At 69.2% G+C, this 16495-nt stretch carries 18 protein-coding genes and 1 other RNA gene; 10 read left to right on the top strand and 9 right to left on the bottom strand.

The genetic code is table 11. The features are described 5' to 3' along the window. Positions 1-26: 26 nt before the first annotated feature. The gene (locus ACYQPG_RS23320) at positions 27-1115 is read right to left on the bottom strand and encodes a CobW family GTP-binding protein (RefSeq protein WP_419830347.1); all 1089 of its coding nucleotides are present in this window, start codon (positions 1113-1115) and stop codon (positions 27-29) included. 64 nt (positions 1116-1179) lie between these two features. Further along, positions 1180-2697 carry a serine hydrolase gene (locus tag ACYQPG_RS23315; protein WP_419830346.1) on the bottom strand — a complete coding sequence of 506 codons (1518 nt, stop codon included), beginning with the start codon at positions 2695-2697 and terminating at the stop codon, positions 1180-1182. A gap of 254 nt (positions 2698-2951) precedes the next feature. On the opposite strand from ACYQPG_RS23315, the gene queE reads away from it, so the two are divergent. After that, positions 2952-3584, top strand: a complete 633-nt coding sequence (gene queE / locus ACYQPG_RS23310) for a 7-carboxy-7-deazaguanine synthase (protein ID WP_461231848.1) — start codon at positions 2952-2954, stop codon at positions 3582-3584. Between the two features lie 146 nt (positions 3585-3730). On the opposite strand, the gene ACYQPG_RS23305 is transcribed toward queE, so the two are convergent. The 4 genes from ACYQPG_RS23305 to fumC form a co-directional block, all read right to left on the bottom strand. Next, on the bottom strand, positions 3731-4348 hold the full coding sequence (locus tag ACYQPG_RS23305) for a ParB-like protein (protein ID WP_419830345.1): 618 nt from the start codon (positions 4346-4348) through the stop codon (positions 3731-3733). A gap of 81 nt (positions 4349-4429) precedes the next feature. Continuing rightward, complete coding sequence (locus tag ACYQPG_RS23300) at positions 4430-4660, bottom strand: ribbon-helix-helix domain-containing protein (protein ID WP_147939384.1); 231 nt, start codon at positions 4658-4660, stop codon at positions 4430-4432. Between the two features lie 25 nt (positions 4661-4685). After that, a complete protein-coding gene (locus ACYQPG_RS23295; RefSeq protein ID WP_147939383.1) occupies positions 4686-4889 on the bottom strand; it encodes a DUF4169 family protein in 204 nt (67 codons plus the stop codon). 108 nt (positions 4890-4997) lie between these two features. Further along, positions 4998-6413: a class II fumarate hydratase gene (gene fumC, locus ACYQPG_RS23290; protein ID WP_461231847.1), complete on the bottom strand. Its 1416-nt coding sequence runs from the start codon at positions 6411-6413 to the stop codon at positions 4998-5000. Between the two features lie 121 nt (positions 6414-6534). Here fumC and ACYQPG_RS23285 point away from each other — a divergent pair, with 121 nt between their 5' ends. Continuing rightward, the gene (locus tag ACYQPG_RS23285) at positions 6535-7941 is read left to right on the top strand and encodes a cytochrome P450 (protein WP_461231846.1); all 1407 of its coding nucleotides are present in this window, start codon (positions 6535-6537) and stop codon (positions 7939-7941) included. Between the two features lie 60 nt (positions 7942-8001). Then, positions 8002-8415, top strand: a complete 414-nt coding sequence (locus tag ACYQPG_RS23280) for a hypothetical protein (RefSeq protein WP_419830341.1) — start codon at positions 8002-8004, stop codon at positions 8413-8415. Between the two features lie 109 nt (positions 8416-8524). Here ACYQPG_RS23280 and ACYQPG_RS23275 read toward each other — a convergent pair whose 3' ends face one another. The 3 genes from ACYQPG_RS23275 to ssrA form a co-directional block, all read right to left on the bottom strand. Further along, entirely contained in the window at positions 8525-8710 is a 186-nt protein-coding gene (locus tag ACYQPG_RS23275) for a hypothetical protein (RefSeq protein WP_419830340.1), read from the bottom strand. 37 nt (positions 8711-8747) lie between these two features. Continuing rightward, positions 8748-9362: an SspB family protein gene (locus ACYQPG_RS23270; protein ID WP_147907472.1), complete on the bottom strand. Its 615-nt coding sequence runs from the start codon at positions 9360-9362 to the stop codon at positions 8748-8750. Between the two features lie 66 nt (positions 9363-9428). Next, positions 9429-9810: a transfer-messenger RNA gene (gene ssrA, locus ACYQPG_RS23265) on the bottom strand. Here ssrA and ACYQPG_RS23260 point away from each other — a divergent pair. From ACYQPG_RS23260 to ACYQPG_RS23230, 7 genes are all read left to right on the top strand, one after another. Then, the gene (locus tag ACYQPG_RS23260; RefSeq protein WP_419830339.1) at positions 9802-10647 is read left to right on the top strand and encodes a CPBP family intramembrane glutamic endopeptidase; all 846 of its coding nucleotides are present in this window, start codon (positions 9802-9804) and stop codon (positions 10645-10647) included. The two genes, ssrA and ACYQPG_RS23260, sit on opposite strands and share 9 nt — an antisense overlap. Before the next feature lie 92 nt (positions 10648-10739). Further along, positions 10740-11534: a thymidylate synthase gene (locus tag ACYQPG_RS23255; protein ID WP_461231845.1), complete on the top strand. Its 795-nt coding sequence runs from the start codon at positions 10740-10742 to the stop codon at positions 11532-11534. Next, complete coding sequence (locus ACYQPG_RS23250) at positions 11531-12022, top strand: dihydrofolate reductase (protein ID WP_419830330.1); 492 nt, start codon at positions 11531-11533, stop codon at positions 12020-12022. The genes ACYQPG_RS23255 and ACYQPG_RS23250 overlap by 4 nt, the downstream gene beginning before the upstream one ends. 292 nt (positions 12023-12314) lie before the next feature. Further along, positions 12315-13508: an FtsH protease activity modulator HflK gene (gene hflK / locus ACYQPG_RS23245; protein ID WP_147907469.1), complete on the top strand. Its 1194-nt coding sequence runs from the start codon at positions 12315-12317 to the stop codon at positions 13506-13508. Further along, the gene (hflC, locus tag ACYQPG_RS23240; protein ID WP_147857461.1) at positions 13505-14458 is read left to right on the top strand and encodes a protease modulator HflC; all 954 of its coding nucleotides are present in this window, start codon (positions 13505-13507) and stop codon (positions 14456-14458) included. The genes hflK and hflC overlap by 4 nt, the downstream gene beginning before the upstream one ends. A 107-nt stretch (positions 14459-14565) precedes the next feature. Next, positions 14566-16116 carry a Do family serine endopeptidase gene (locus ACYQPG_RS23235; RefSeq protein ID WP_187193716.1) on the top strand — a complete coding sequence of 517 codons (1551 nt, stop codon included), beginning with the start codon at positions 14566-14568 and terminating at the stop codon, positions 16114-16116. 182 nt (positions 16117-16298) lie between these two features. After that, the gene (locus ACYQPG_RS23230; RefSeq protein WP_419830329.1) at positions 16299-16463 is read left to right on the top strand and encodes a hypothetical protein; all 165 of its coding nucleotides are present in this window, start codon (positions 16299-16301) and stop codon (positions 16461-16463) included. Positions 16464-16495: the final 32 nt, after the last annotated feature.

The raw sequence follows: 16495 nt of genomic DNA, 5'->3' as shown, positions 1-16495 counted from the left end.
CTTCAAGGACGGTGCCGCCCGGCGGATCAGCCCCCCGGAATTGCCAACGGGTTGTCGGTGAGTGCCGCGGCGTCGGGCGCGTCCACCCGTGGCCGGCCCAGGAACGCGTCCCACAGGCGCTGGACGAAGGCCGGGTCGAGGTCGCGCAGGATCAGCACGAGCCGTGAGGTGTGGTCGGGGTCGGGCCAGGCCGGTAGGGTCAGGGGCGCGTGGAACACGTGCTGGACGCCGTGCACCACGATCGGGTGCTCCGGGTCGTCGGCCAGCGCCACGATACCCTTGAGCCGGAGCAGCTTCGGGCCGTGGCCGGAGCGCAGCAGGTCCATGAACATCTCGAAGGCCGGGCGCGGCACCGGCGCGGCGCTGGTCAGGCACACGGCCTGGATCGCCGCATCGTGGCGGTTCACGTCGGCCTGGTGCGGGAGGTCCAGGGCCGCGTCGCCGAGCCAGGCGCGCACGTCCGCGCCCTTGCCGTCGAGGCCGAACAGCCCGCCGAGCAGGTCGTCGGCCGGCGCGTCCGGGGGCAGGATCGGGGCCGCCGGGTTGAGGGCGGCGAGCCGCGCCCGGATCGACGCGGTGTCGCCGGCGATATCCGCCTTGGTCAGGACGATGCGGTCCGCCACCGCGGCCTGCCGGACGGCCTCCGGGTGGTCGTCGAGGGAGGCGGCACCGGTCGCCGCATCCACCACCGTCACCACCGCCTGCAGGCGGTACCGCAGCACCAGGTACGGGTGATAGATCAGCGCGTGCAGAATCGGCGCAGGATCGGCGAGGCCGGTGGTCTCGATCACAACCCGGCGAAACGGTGTGATCCGCCCGTTGTCGCGCTTGCGCAACAGGTCCTCGAGGGTGGCGATCAGGTCGCCCCGCACCGTGCAGCACAGGCAGCCGGCGCCGAGCAGGACCATGTCCTCGTCGATGGACTCAATCAGCAGATGGTCGAGCCCGATCTCGCCGAACTCGTTGACGATCACCACCGTGTCGGCGAGCGCCGGATCGCGCAGCAGCCGGTTCAGCAGCGTGGTCTTGCCGGCTCCCAGGAAGCCGGTGAGCACGGTGAGTGGGATGGGCTCCGGGCGGCGCGGATCCGGGGCGGGCGAGGCAGTCGATGACATGGCCGCCGAGATGGGGTTTTTCGGGTCCGGAGGCAACGCGTCGGCGCGCGATGCCGGGCTGCCGCTACTCCTCGGCGGCGGCCTTCTTGCCCTGAGGCTTCTTCACCTCGGCCTTCCGGGCCTCGGGCTTGGCCGACGACCGCTGGGCTGCGGGCTTGGCGGGGGACTTGACGGCGGGCTTCGAGAGGCCCTTGCCGGGCTTGGCCTCCGGCATGCCCGGTGTCTCGACGGACGTGTAGGCGCTGGCGTTGCGCGGCAGGCCGTGGGCCGGCTTCGCGGCGACCTTCGAGGCCGGCTTGGCCGCGGCCTTGGCGTCGCTCGCCGCCTTGGCCTGCTCCAGCCGGGTCTCGCGGGCCTGCTTGGCGGCCTGCAGCGCGGCCTCGCGCTTGGCCTTGGCGGCTTCCAGCTTGGCGGCGCGCGTGTTGGCGGATGCGGATTTCTGGGCGTTCTCCTGGGCCTCCAGGATCTGCTGGCCCTCCGCCGGGTTGCGGCCGACCCAGACCGCGATCGGCTGGAGCGGTGCCCGCGGCGGCAGCGTCCGGGCGCGCAAGGCCGGGCTGGAGAAGGCCGCCATGGCGAGGGCGGGGGAATTGGCTGCGGAACCGCCGATGAGCTGCGCTGCCGAGCCCGGAGCGCTGACCGCGCCGGCGCCGTCGTCGATCGCGGGGGGCTTCTTGCCGCCGCAGACGTAGGGGCGGATGTCCGGCGGCGCGCCGAGCGCGGAGGCCGGCAAGGCATCGAGGGTCGGGCTGGTCCAGCCCGCGCTCTGGGTGAAGGCGTAGTCGAACAGGTCGGCAGCCTTCACGTCGCGCTCGCGGGGGCTCGGCTGGCCCATCACGATGGTGATGACCCGGCGGCCGTTGCGCGAGGCGGTCGCCACCACGTTGAAGCCGCCCGAGCAGATGAAGCCGGTCTTCATGCCGTCGGCGCCGGGATAGCGGCCGAGCAAGCCGTTGTGGTTCGCCATGACGGCGCGGCCGAACTGGATCGCCGAGATCGAGAACAAGTCGTGGGAATCCGGGAAGTCGCGGATCAGCGCCCGGGCCAACACCGCCATGTCGCGGGCCGAGGTCCACTGGCGCGGGTCGGGCAGGCCGTTGGGATTGGTCCAGCGGCTGTCGCGCATGCCGATCCGCTGCGCGGTCTCGTTCATCTGGTCGGCGAAGCCTTCGACCGAGCCGCCGAGCGTCTCGCCGATGGCGTAGGCCACGTCGTTGGCCGACTTGACCATGATGATCTTGAGGGCGTTGTCGAGGGTCAGCTGCGTGCCCGGCTTGAAGCCCATCTTGGAGGGCGGCTCGGAGGCCGCCGCCGCCGAGATCGTGACCATCGAGTCGAGTGAGACCTTGCCCTGCCGCACCAGATCCAGCGCCACGTAGGTGGTCATCAGCTTGGTGATCGAGGCCGGGTACCAGGGATCGGTCGGCGCCTGGGCGTAGATCACTTTGCCGGAATCGACATCGACCACGAGGATCGGGGCAGTGACCGCATTGGCGGCCTGGATCCCGATCAGGCTCGTGCCGAGAAGACCCGTCAACGCCGCGAGTCCGACGGTTACGCGCCGGAGGAGAGAAGAGGACATTCGAGCCCGACTCGTCAGAGGATCGCCAGGGTCGGCGCCGAGGCACCGGACGTCCGGCCGGCAGGCCGGGATTCTCGCGGCCCGGACCGCTGGAGGCGATCGTCGTGCTGCATCACGGCATGAACGTCGCTACCGTGGCAAGAGCAAGGCGAGACGCGACCGCGGGTCTGCCTGGCCCGGCGGCCAGTGGTCCGCGGGCCATCCGCCGCTTATGTGCGGGATGGCGGTGAGGCGAGAAGAGTTCGGGAACAGCGGTGGCTTACGCGGTCAAGGAAATCTTCCACACCCTGCAGGGGGAGGGCGCCCAGGCGGGACGCGCCGCGGTGTTCTGCCGATTCGCCGGCTGCAATCTGTGGTCGGGTCGGGAGGCGGATCGCGCAGCCGCGGCCTGCCGGTTCTGCGACACCGACTTCGTCGGGCTGGACGGGGAGGGCGGCGGACGCTTCGCCGACGCGGCGGCGCTGGCCGGCGCCATCGCGCGGACCTGGTCCGGGGGGCCGGAGAGCCGCTACGTCGTGTTCACCGGCGGCGAGCCGCTGCTCCAGCTCGACACGCCCCTGATCGAGGCCGTGCACGCCGAAGGTTTCGAGATCGCCATCGAGACCAACGGCACGCTGCCCGCCCCCCCGGGCATCGACTGGATCTGCGTCAGCCCCAAGGGTTCCAATCTTCTGGCGCAAAAGACCGGGCACGAATTGAAGCTCGTCTATCCCCAGGCCGACGCCGACCCAGCGGATTTCGTCGGCCTCGCCTTCCGGCATCGCTTCCTGCAGCCGATGGACGGCCCGGAGCAGCGCGCCAGCACCCAGGCCGCCATCGCGTATTGCCGTCAGGACGCCCGCTGGCGCCTGTCCTTGCAGACGCACAAAATCATCGGGATACCGTAGGGAGGCCGGACGCGCCGTTCGCCACGCCGACCGTCGGGCCTGCCTTGGCTGAACAGGGCCATGATCTCCCTTCCCGAGCCGATACCAAGAGGAGTGGCGCTGTGGCCGACGCCCCATGCGGCGCGATCCGGGCTGCGCTCAACGCATCACCCCTCCGAGGGGCCGCACCAGCCGGGCAGGTAACCGGCGTCCTTGGACTTGGCCAGCGCCATCGCCTTCTCCAGCGCCTCGGAGAAGTCGGCCTCGATGCGCTTCTCCTTGATGTTGCGGCGTAAAAAGTCCGCCCACAGGAACTCACTGAACGGCGTCGTGTCCTTGGCGAAGCCGCCCGCCCGGCGCAGCTCGCCTGCGAGGCTGCGGAACGGATCGTCGACGAGGTTCCCGATCGCCTTCGGGATAACCTTGAAATCTTGGCGCACGCCCGCGGCGTCGTAGGGGTAGACCCAGGATTTGTGGTCGCAGACCGTCCAGAACGCATCCTTCTCCAGGTGATGCAGGTCGGCCAGCACCGTGACCAGCACGCTCTCGACGCCCTCTTCCTGCAGCGCCCGGGAGAGATGATGGTGGTCCACCACGTAGTGGCGCTTCTTCGGGCCGAGCACGGTCGGAATCATGTGCGCCCCGAGGAACGCCTTCTTCTTGTCGCCGTCGTAGCTGCGCCAGCGCCGCCGCTTCTCCTCGACCTCCCGGTAGCCCACCGTCATCTGCGTCGGGCGCAAATCGGCGATCGGGATCGGCTTCAGAAGCGGCTCGCGGACGGGCATGACCTGGGCTTTCTGCGTTGTTCTGTCGCGCAGATCACACAGACGGTCGTGCAGCGGAAGTGCGACGCGGCTGGATCACGCTCACGATTTGCCGAGCGGTCCGGCGCGCACAGCGTCCAGCACGAACACCCTGATCGCCGAGGACAGGTTCTGGCCGCCGCGCCCGGCATCGATCGTCCCGACGAGCGCCTGGACCGACTGGCCGCGCGCCTCCGCAACCTCCCGCAACGCCGCCCAGAACGGATCCTCCAGGGATACGCTGGTGCGGTGCCCGGCGATCACCACGGAGCGCTTGCTGATGCCCGCGCTCACGCCGGGTCGGTCACGAACGGGGCAGTCATGCGGTCGCGTCCGGATCCGGCTCCGCGCGCTCGAGCCGGTGGCCCTCGTGGCGGTCGGTCTCGAGGGCCTTGCGCCGCTGCTGCAGGGTCTTGGCCTTCTTCGGCCGCCCGAAGGCGATCCGGTTCTCCTCGGCCTTGGCATCCTCAGCCGCGCGGGCCTTGGCTTTGCGGACCTGGCGCAGGTTGATGATCTCGGCCACGGACCGCCTCCCAGTTCTCGGTTGGGGGCAGGGGCCCCAAGTCACCGGGGCTCCGTCCCGGACCCCACGAGGTCCCGGACCTTGTGGGGTCCGGGATGTGTCAGCGACTCAATCGGCGCTGGGGGCCAGCATCGTCTCCGGCCGAACGACGCGCTCGAACTCCGCCTCGGTGACGTAGCCGAGACGCAACGCCTCCTCCTTGAGGGTGGTGCCGTTCTTGTGCGCGGTCTTGGCGATCTCGGCGGCCTTGTCGTAGCCGATCGACGGGGCGAGGGCGGTCACCAGCATGAGCGAGCGGCTCATCAGGTCGGCGATCTTGTCCTCGTTGGCCTTGATGCCGACCACGCAATTGTCGGTGAAGCTCACCGCGGCGTCGGCCAGCAACCGGATCGATTGCAGCACCGCGTTGGCGATCACCGGCTTGAACACGTTCAGCTCGAAATTGCCCTGCGAGCCGGCGAAGCTCACCGTGGTGGCGTTGCCGACGACCTGGCAGCAGACCATGGTCAGCGCCTCGCACTGCGTGGGGTTGACCTTGCCGGGCATGATCGAGGAGCCGGGCTCGTTCTCGGGCAGCGACAGCTCGCCGAGGCCGGAGCGCGGGCCGGAGCCGAGCAGGCGGATGTCCTGGGCGATCTTGAACAAGCCGGCAGCCAGCGCCGACAGCGCGCCCTGGGTGAACACCAGCGCGTCGTGGGTCGCCAGCGCCTCGAACTTGTTGTCGGCGGTGGTGAATTCCAAGCCGGTCAGCGCCGCGACCTGAGCGGCGAATTTCTCTGCGAAGTCGGGATGCGCGTTGAGGCCGGTTCCGACCGCGGTGCCGCCCTGGGCGAGCGCCAGCACGCCGGGCAACGTCGCGGCGACGCGCGAGCCGCCGAGCGCCACCTGGGCGGCGTAGCCCGAGAATTCCTGGCCGAGGGAAACCGGGGTCGCGTCCTGCAGGTGGGTCCGGCCGATCTTCACGATCGATGCGAACGCCTGCGCCTTGGCGTCGAGCGCCGTGTGCAGGTGCGTGAGCGCCGGCATCAGCCGACCACTGATCTCCCGGGCCACGGCGATGTGCATGGCGGTCGGGAAGGTGTCGTTCGAGGATTGGCCGCGGTTGACATGATCGTTCGGGTGGATCGGCGTCTTGCCGCCGCGCTGGCCTCCCAGGGCCTCGTTGGCGAGGCTTGCGATGACCTCGTTGGCGTTCATGTTGGACTGGGTGCCCGAGCCGGTCTGCCAGACCACGAGCGGGAATTCCGCGTCGTATCGGCCGGCCACCACCTCGGCGGCGGCCGCCGCGATGGCGTCGGCGAGCTTCGGCTCCAGGGCGCCGAGGTCCTTGTTCACCAGCGCGGCGGCCTGCTTCACAAGGCCCAGGGCGTGGACCAGCGGGGCCGGCATGCGCTCGGTCCCGATCTTGAAGTTCTGGATCGAGCGCTGCGTCTGCGCGCCCCAGTACCGGTGGGCCGGGACCTCGATCGGCCCGAAGGTGTCGGACTCGGTGCGGGTGGCGGTTCCGGTCTCGGTGGGCGACATCGTGGCCTCTACGTTTGGTGCAGTGCGGTGCCTACTTAAATGAGGCGCGGATGAATCGCGATGCCGGTTTTCCCCGGCGCCGGACAAGAGTGGGGCTCTGTTCCCGCCGGATAAGGAGCCGATGAGCGCGACGATCGACCGAACCGACCGCGATCTGGCCGAGGGCGCGTCCGCCCGGTTCCGCCCGCCCGTGCCGCGCCCGCTGCGCGAGCCGCTGGGCCTGTTCGACTTCCTCCGGGCCGCCCGCAAGAACCCGATCACGACTTGGATGGAGGTGCACTTCAAGGAGCCGATCGTGGCCGCCGATGGCGCCATGGGCCGGATCACCGTGGTGAGCGACCCGGCTTTGATTCGCTACCTGCTGGTCGAGAATGTCGAGGGTTACCGCAAGGACGATCTGCAGCGCCGGGTGCTGGCGCCGGGCCTGGGCAACGGGCTTCTGAGCGCCGAGGGCGACGAGTGGCGGCTCCAGCGCCGGACGCTTGCCCCAATCTTCAACGCCCGCACGGTGCAGGGCTTCTCCGACGCGATGAACGCGGCCGGGGCCAAACTGGGGCGCCGCCTCGGCCGCCGGGGCGGCAAGCCCGTCGACGTGGCGCTGGAGATGACCCGCGTCACCCTCGACGTGCTGGAGCGGACGATCTTCACGCAAGGCCTGCCGGGCGATCCGGACGCGCTGGGGCGCGCCATCACCCGGTTCCTCGAGGCGGTCGGGCCGATCGATCCGCTCGACGTGTTCGGCGTGCCCGACTTCGTGCCGCGCATCGGCCGCCTGCGGGCACGGCCGGCCGGGCGCTTCTTCGCCGAGGTGGTCGACGAACTCATCGCCCGGCGCAAGGTGCTGATGGGGAAGGACGAGGCCCCCCGCGACCTGCTTACCCTCCTGCTCGCCGCGCAGGATCCCGAGACCGGCAACGGCCTTTCGGACCTCGCCGTGAAGGCCAACATCGTCACCTTCATCGCGGCCGGCCACGAGACCACGGCCAATTCGCTGACCTGGGCACTCTACTGCCTGTCGCAGGATCCCGCCGCGCAGGCTCGGGTGGAGGCCGAGGTCGACGCGGCGGGCGCGGACGATTTCGCCGTGGAGCAGCTGCCCTACACGCGGGCGGTGATCGAGGAGGCGATGCGCCTGTTCCCGCCTGTGCCGTTCCTCAGCCGGCAGGCAACCCGGGACGACCGGCTCGGCCGGATCAAGATCCCGGGCGGCTCGCTCGTGATGGTGGCGCCCTGGGTACTCCACCGCCATCAGAGGCTGTGGCAGGATCCGGAGGCGTTCATCCCGGAGCGCTTCCTACCCGAGAACCGCGACGCGATCCCGCGCTTCGCCTACCTGCCCTTCGGGGCCGGCCCGCGGGTCTGCATCGGCCAGAGCTTCTCCATCCAGGAAGCCGTGATCGTGCTGGCCCACGTGGTCCGGGCGGTGCGCTTCCACCTGCCGGCGGACCACCCGGCGGTCAGCCCACTTCACCGGGTGACGCTGCGGCCTGAGCACGGCCTGCGGATGGAGGCCGAGCTGCGGCGTTGAATGGGTTGCCGGGGTACCGGCCGGTTCATATCTTCTGGGCCGGGCGGAGGGAGCCCCCCGATGTCCAACACCGCAGCGCTCGCTACGCTGGACTACGCCGGGCAGGTCGCCCGCGTCCTGCGGTCCAAAGCCTTGACGAAGAAGTTCGTAGCGGAGCAGTCGAAACTTCAGGCCGAGACCCTGAAGGTCGGTCGGGATCGCATTCTGACCCCGCTCTCCATCAGCTTTGCCGGCATGGCCGCCGCGGCCGCATTCTTCGGGCCGGGTGCGGCTATCGTCAAACTGATCGGATGTGACGACTGCCTGGTAAGGAGACGGACTGGCTCGAGTGCTTCGCCATATCGGACTGATTTTTGGGCGTATGCTTCAATCGCCCCAGCGTGCCTCAAGCCGGCGTGTGTTGCGATCATAGATGCGCGCAGCCACGAAGAGCCCCCCAAGACCAAGCGTCGACATGGCGACGGCGATCGTTAGGATTTGAAAGGCGTAGCTCTGGGGCATCCCGCTACGCGTCTGGGCGCAGGAACAACCGGATCGCGATCCGCCAGATCAAATATCGGATGGGAGACGCGAGCAGGAAAGCTTAGCCGCTATTGACGAAGACATCTGCGGGATGCTGAACCAGCGGACTGATGAACGTCGTTCCGAGCGTGAGGAGCGCCGTAGCGTCGAAGACGGTCGCGACGAGCTTCACGCCCTCATCGAAGCGTTTCGCACGATGCTTGCGCTCCGCCGCCGACAAGAGCGACTCCGCAAAAGTCTCGTCCACCGGCGAATCCCCGAGCCGTCGATTCGGCCCGGTGAGTTCAGCTCTTCTTCCGGAACGCGTCCAGGCTCACGACTTCGGCGCTGCCCTCTTCACCGTCCTTCTTTGCGGCGGGGCGGGGGGCCTTCTCGTCGGGCTTGTCGCCTTGCGCGGCGGGGGCCGGCAGGCCCTTCGGGGCGGCCGAACCGATCGTGGCGAGCCCGGACCCCTTGGGCCGGACCTCGGTCGGCTCGGAGCCGGCCCCGCGCGGGCCGGTCTTGGCCTGGGTGGCGTTGGCCTCTTCGGGCGCCTCGCCGGCCTCGCTGAGATCGAACTTCAGGCCGAACTGCACGGACGGATCGAAGAAGCCCGACAAGGCGTCGAACGGCACCAGCAGCCGCTCCGGCACGCCCGAGAAGGACAGGCCGACCTCGAACGTGTGCTCGTGGACGCTGAGGTCCCAGAATTGGTGCTGCAGGACGATGGTCATGTCCTGCGGGTATTTCTCGCGCAGGGCCTGCGACATCCGCACGCCGGGCGCCTCAGTCCGGAACGAGACGTAGAAGTGATGGTCGCCCATCAGCCCGTCCCGGGCGGCATCGGTCAGCACCTTGCGGACGACGCCGCGGAGGGCGTCCTGCACCAGGAGATCGTAGCGAATCAGGTCGTCTGCCATCTGCGGTCGCGCTCTAGCCCGGTCTGCGCCCGGCGCCCCGCCGCGGATGGCCGGACCGAGGAAATGAGTGACGGCTTCTGGTGCCGGGCGCCTTCATACCCCGCCTCCACGATGCGAACCGCGAGGACTTGAGACCGATCTTGGAAACCGCTTACGCGGCCACCGCCACCGAAGCAAAAGTGTCGTTGGCGACTCTTGCAAAGGCCCGATAACGGCGAAACCATACCGAACGAAAGATCAACCTTTACGCCTTCGTCGAACCTGCTTCGCCCCCGCCTGAGACCAGTCCAACTCCGTCGGCCTTGCGGCCATCGGTCCTGGGCTCAGGTGGAGGCGCCGGGTACCGCCCCCGGGTCCGATCGGTTTATTGCGAAGATCGTTTATCGCCATAGCCGGCCTCGCGACCGGCTCCCAAGATATAGAGGGGATCGGTCCGGTTTTGAAGCCCGATCGTGTCGCGCCACTTTCTCAGGGCGAACCTCTTGACCAGGCTGTTGCCGGAAGTGCGCAGTCGAGCGTCCCCGCGCCCGTGCTCGACCGGATCTGGGGGGTGATCTGGCGGCTCGCATTGCTGATCGGACTCGTGATCGTCTACCTCGGCGCCGCGAGCCTGCTCTCCCTGGTGACTGTCCGGGTCGGATTCGACGTGTGGGCGGGGATCGATCCGTTCCTGCCGACCGAGCGCCGACCGTTCCTCGGCGCCGTGGAACTCGCCCACCGCGCCTTCGCGGTCGATGCCCTGCGCCAAATCTACCTCGCCGCCCTGGTTCTAGGCGGCGCCTGGTGGCGCGACCCCGCCGGCTGGCGCCGACGCCTCGCCCTCGACCGCGAGCGCCCGAACGGGATGCGGCCGGTCGCGCTGCTGGCGCTCCTCCTGGTCTGGCCGGTGCTGCACATCGCCTGGGTCACAGGCACCGCCGAATTATTCGGCGCGAGCTTCGGCCAGCGGGTGCGACTGTCGCCGTTCATGAGCCAGAGCGCGGTCGCGGCCTGGTTGCTCTATCTCGCGGTGCTGGCGCCGGTGGCCGAGGAGCTGCTGCTGCGCGGGGAGGCCTTCGCCCGCGCCCGGGACGCCCTGGGGCCTTTGGGGGCGGTGCTGGTCACGGCCGTGATCTTCGCGGCGGCCCATGTCTCGTCCTGGGGGCTCGCCCGGCCGGTCTCGCTGCTGCCGCTCGCGCTGGTGCTCGGCTGGCTGCGCTGGCGCACCGGCCGGCTCTGGCCGGGCATCGCGCTCCACGGCTGGTCGAACCTCGCTTTGGTGACCTACGTGCTTTGGCCGACCTGAGCGCGTGACAAGGGCGGACCGGGTCCGGCGATGACGGTGGATAGGCGGGCCGCGCGCTTGCCGGCGGCGCCGCACACGCGCAGGAATACGGGATGGACGCCTATCACAACCTGTTGCGGCGCATCCTCGACGAGGGCGTGGCCAAGGACGACCGCACCGGCACCGGGACGATCTCGGTGTTCGGCCACCAGATGCGCTTCGATCTGTCCGCAGGCTTCCCGCTGGTCACCACGAAACGGCTGCACCTGCGCTCGATCATCCACGAGTTGCTCTGGTTTCTGACCGGCGACACCAACGTGGCCGCCCTGCGGGCCAACGGTGTGACCATATGGGACGAGTGGGCCGACGAGCACGGCGACCTCGGCCCGGTCTACGGCCGGCAATGGCGCTCCTGGGCCAAGCCCGACGGCGGCAGCGTCGACCAGATCGCCTGGGTGCTTGAGGAGATCCGGCGCAATCCCGATTCCCGCCGCCTGATCGTCTCGGCTTGGAACCCTGCCGACCTCGACCGGATGGCCTTGGCTCCCTGCCACTGCCTGTTCCAGTTCTACGTGAGCGACGGTCGCCTCTCCTGCCAGCTCTATCAGCGCTCGGCCGACGCCTTCCTGGGCGTGCCGTTCAACATCGCGAGCTACGCGCTCCTGACCCACATGATCGCCCAGGTGACCGGGCTCGGGGTCGGCGACTTCGTCCACACCTTCGGCGACGCGCATCTCTACCGGAACCACATGGAGCAGACCCGGATCCTGCTGGACCGGGCGCCGCGCCCACTGCCGCAGGTGCGGCTCAACCCGGAGGTCCGCGACCTGTTCGCCTTCCGGTACGAAGACATCACCATCGAGAACTACGACCCGCACCCGGCCATCTCGGCCCCGGTGGCGGTATGAGCACGACCATCTCGCTGGTCGCCGCGATCGCCCGCAACGGCGTGATCGGCCGCGACAACGGGCTCGCCTGGCAGCTGTCCAGCGACCTGAAGCGGTTCAAGGCCCTGACCATGGGCAAGCCGATGCTGATGGGCCGACGGACCTGGGCCTCGATCGGCCGTCCACTTCCGGGCCGCCGCACCCTGGTGCTCACCAGGGATCGCAGCTTCCGCGCCGAGGGCGCCGAGGTGGTCCACGATTGGGATGCCGCCGCGGAGGCCGCGGCTGCGCCGGAGCTCATGGTCGTGGGCGGGGCGGAGATCTACGCTCTGGCCCTGCCCCACGCCGACACGCTCCACCTGACGGAGGTCGAGGCCGAGCCGGAGGGCGACGTGCGCTTCCCCGCCTTCGATCGCACCGCGTTCCGCGAGACGTTTCGCGAGGCGCACCCGGCCGGCCCGCGCGACGAGCACGCCTTCGCGTACGTCGATTGGGCGCGTATCCGCTGAGGCGCGCCGCCGCGGTTGTGTTCCGGCCTGTGCGTGCCCACCTGCCAGCCTTGACAGCATGGGGCGCACACCCGCAGGTGCCTGTCGGGCGTGCGATCTCATGGGGCTCCGGGCCTCGTGAGAAGAGCCGCCCGCGCAGGCGTTTAGCCAACAAACCGACCCACCCGTCCCACGAACGGGCCGGTGGGCGGGATGAGGTGGGCGAGCGTGGCCGTTCAGGCAGGGAGACGCGGTCCGGGGAGCACGCTCAGTGTGCGGACCGGGTGCGGGCAGGCAGGAGACGACGGCTAGGATGCTTTGGAGCAATCAGAGCGGCGGTGGCGGCGGCGGCCCGTGGGGTCGGCCCGGCGGCAACGGCGGCGGCCCGTGGGGTAACGGCGGCGGCGGCAAGACCCCGCCCAACCTTGAGGACCTGCTCCGGCGCGGGCAGGACCGCCTGCGCGGCCTGATCCCGGGCGGCGGCAACAGCAACAACGGCTATGGCGGCGGAGGCCCGAGCGGCATCGGCGGCGGCCGCAGCGCCGTGGTGATCGCGGGGCTCGCGGTTGCGGTCTGGCTCGCCACCGGCTTCTACACCGTCTACCCGCGCCAGGTCGGCATCGAGACGATCTTCGGCCGCTACGTCGGCACCAAGGGCGAGGGCCTGCGCTACAATTTCCCCTATCCGATCGGCGGCGTGGTCAAGCCGGATGTCGGTTCGCAGAACTCGATCCAGATCGGTTTCCGCGCCGGGCCCGGCAGCCAGGGCCGCAACCGCGACGTGCCGGACGAGAGCCTGATCCTCACCGGCGACGAGAACATCGTCGATCTCGACTTCGAGGTGCAGTGGCGGATCAACCCGCTCAAGGCCTCCGACTTCGTGTTCAACCTCCAGAATCCCGAGGGCACCATCAAGGCGATCTCCGAGAGCGCGATGCGTGAGGTGATCGGCCGCCGCAACATCCAGGCGATCCTGACCAACGAGCAGTCGAGCATCGCCCAGGAGGTGAAGGAGATGGTCCAGAAGGCGCTGGACGAGTACGGCGCCGGGGTGCGGATCGAAGTGGTGCAGCTCGTCTCGGTGAACCCGCCGCCGGAAGTCCGGCCGGCCTTCATCGACGTGAACGCCGCCCAGCAGGACGCCGACACGGCACAAAACGAAGCCAAGACCTACGCCAGCCGCGAAGTGCCGCAGGCAAGGGGCCGGGCGTCGCAGATCTTCCAGCAGGCCGAGGCCTACCGGACGAAGGCGACGGCCGACGCAACCGGCCAGGCCGCGCGCTTCAGCGAGGTTTACGCCTCCTACAAGGCCGCCCCGGCCATCAGCCGCGAGCGGCTCTTCCTGGAGACGATGGAGAAGGTCCTGGGCTCCGTGAACAAGGTGATCATCGACCAGAACGGCGCACAGCCGGGCTCGGGCGCCGCGGCAGGCGTCCTGCCGGTGCTGCCCCTCACCGAGTTCGGGGCCCGCGCCCAGTCCCCGGCCACCACGGGAGCCGCCCGATGAAACAGGCTCTCCGCACCGGCCTGATCGCCATCGCGGCGATCGTCGCGATCGGGCTCTATGCCTCGATCTTCACCGTCGGCCAGATGCAGCAGGCTCTCGTCCTGCAATTCGGCCGCGTCCGCGCGGTGCTCAACGCTACCGGCGAGGAAAAGCCCGGCCTCTACTTCAAAGTGCCGTTCGTCGAGAACGTCGTGATCTTCGACAAGCGCGTGCTCGACCTCGACCTGCCGGTGCAGACGGTGCTCACCGCCGACCGGCAGAACCTCGAGGTGGACGCCTTCGCGCGCTACCGCATCCTGGATCCGCTGCGCTTCTACCAGGCGGTGGGCAATATCGGGCTCGCCAACCAGCGGCTCGCCAGCTTCACCAATTCCGGCCTGCGCAACGTGCTCGCTCGCTCGACCCGCGACGCCATCGTCAAGACCGAGCGCGGCCAGCTGATGCACCAGATCCAGGAGGACGTGAATCGGCAGGCCAAGGCGCTGGGCATCGAGATCGTCGACCTGCGCATGACTCGGGTGGACCTGCCCGCGCAGAACTCGGCTGCCGTCTACAAGCGGATGAAGACCGAGCGTGAGCGCGAGGCCGCCGACATCCGCGCCAACGGCGACCAGAGCGCCGCCACGATCCGGGCCAAGGCCGACCGCGAGGTCACCGTGATCCTCGCCGAGGCGACGCAGAAGTCCGAGCAGCTGCGCGGCCAGGGCGACGCCGACAAGAACCGGATCCTCGCCGAGGCGTTCGGCAAGGACCCGGACTTCTTCAGCTTCTACCGCTCGATGCAGGCTTACGAGACTGGTCTGAAGGGCTCCGACACGCGACTGGTGATCAGCCCCAGCTCGGACTTCTTCCGCTACTTCAGCGACCCGCAGGGCCGGGCGACGGCTTCGGCGCCGCGCACGCCGCGCGGGCCCACGGACCCGACCGCTTCGACGGGCGCGACGCGCTGACCGCTGGCGCCCCGGCGCCAGCAGACTACGATGCAAGAAAAGGTGCGGGCGGCCGATTCCGGTCGGCGGCCCGCGAAACCGGAAACGCGTTCTTGAAGAGGTCGACTATGCACCCCGTCGTGAGCGCCCCCCGGGCGTCCTTCGGCCGCGCGCAGGCGCAGCCCCGTTCCCGCACCCGCTCGTTCATGGCGGCGATCCTGGTCGGCGCCTCATTCGCGACGGCGTCCCTTCCGGTCACGGCCTTCGCCAAGGGCCCGGCCTCGCTGGCCGACCTTGCCGATCAGGTCACCGACGCGGTGGTCAACATCTCCGCCTCTACCACGGTCGATGCGCGCAGCAGCCGAACCATGCCGCAGCTGCCGCCGGGCACGCCCTTCGAGGACCTGTTCGAGGAGTTCTTCAACCGCCGCGGCGGCAAGGGCGGTGACAAGGGTGGCGAGCGGGGCGACAACGACTCGCCGCGCCAGCAGCGCAAGTCGAACTCCCTTGGCTCAGGCTTCATCATCGACACGTCCGGCATCGTGGTGACCAACAATCACGTCATCGGCGACGCCAACGACATCCAGGTGATCCTGCACGACGGCACCAAGCTGAAGGCCGAGATCATCGGCAAGGACTCGAAGATCGACCTGGCGGTGCTGCGGGTGAAGCCCACTGCCGAGCGCCCGCTGAAGGCAGTCCCGTTCGGCAAGTCCGACACGATGCGCCCGGGCGACTGGGTGATCGCCATCGGCAACCCGTTCGGCCTCGGCGGCTCGGTCTCGGCCGGCATCGTCTCGGCGCGCGGCCGGAACATCGAGTCCGGTCCCTACGACAACTACATTCAGACCGACGCGGCCATCAACAAGGGCAATTCCGGCGGCCCGCTGTTCAACATGGACGGCGAGGTGATCGGCATCAACACGGCGATCCTGTCGCCCACCGGCGGCTCGGTGGGTATTGGCTTTGCGGTACCGTCGGATACGGCCAAGCCCGTGATCGACCAGTTGCGCGACTTCGGCGAGGTCCGCCGCGGCTGGCTCGGCGTTCGCATCCAGAATGTCGATGACGCCACCGCGGAGGCGCTCAACCTGAAGGGCGGCGCGCGTGGCGCCCTGGTGGCCGGCGTCGACGAGAAGGGTCCGGCCAAGACCGCCGGAATCGACGTCGGCGACGTCATCCTGAAGTTCAACGGCGCCCCGGTGAAGGCGTCGGCCGACCTGCCCCGGATCGTCGCGTCGACGCCCGTGGGGCAGAAGGTCGACGTGGTCGTGGTCCGCAAGGGCGAGGAGCTGACCAAGCCGGTCACGCTCGGCCGGCTCGAGGACACCGACAAGCCGCAGCTCGCCAACCTGCGCCAGCCCGAAGCCGAGAGCACGACCCGTCAGGCTCTGGGGCTGAACCTCTCCGGCATCACCGATGAGTTGCGCAAGAAGTACTCCATCAAGGACACCGTGAAGGGCGTGGTCGTCACGCGCGTCGATCCGAACTCGACGGCCGCCGACAAGCGTATCCAGCCCGGCGAAGTCATCGTCGAGGTCGGCCAGGAGGCGGTCAGCACGCCCGCCGAGGTGTCCAAGCGGGTCGACGCCTTGAAGAAAGACGGCCGCAAGTCCGTCCTGCTGTTGGTTGCGAGCGCCACCGGCGATGTGCGCTTCGTGGCGATCGGGCTCGAGTAAGCCAGATCTGACCGAGAGAGCTTGAAGGCCGTCGCTCCGGAAGGATGCGGCGGCCTTCATTTTTGCGGCTAGGCTAATGGCTCATGGAGACCCACTCCGCGGCGCTTTCCCGCTCGGTCCCAGGTCGCGTTAGCCTGCGCACTGCGCGAGAAGCGAAGGGGCCACTCGAGTAGGCCAAGGGCTTGGCGGATGCGCGGGTCGATGAAAAGCTCATCACCAAAAGCGACATCCGCGACGTTCAGGCCGGCATCGAGGCTCTCAGCCTCAAGATAAAGTCAGACATCGGTACGACCGAAGGCGCAATCACTTCCGCAAAGGGCGAGATGGTGCGCCGGATCTTGGGTTAGACAGGCCTTCAGGGCCAAGCCCGGCCGGGTGC

Source organism: Methylobacterium sp. CM6246, from assembly GCF_054818005.1.
This window is presented reverse-complemented; position numbering and strand designations above follow the sequence as displayed.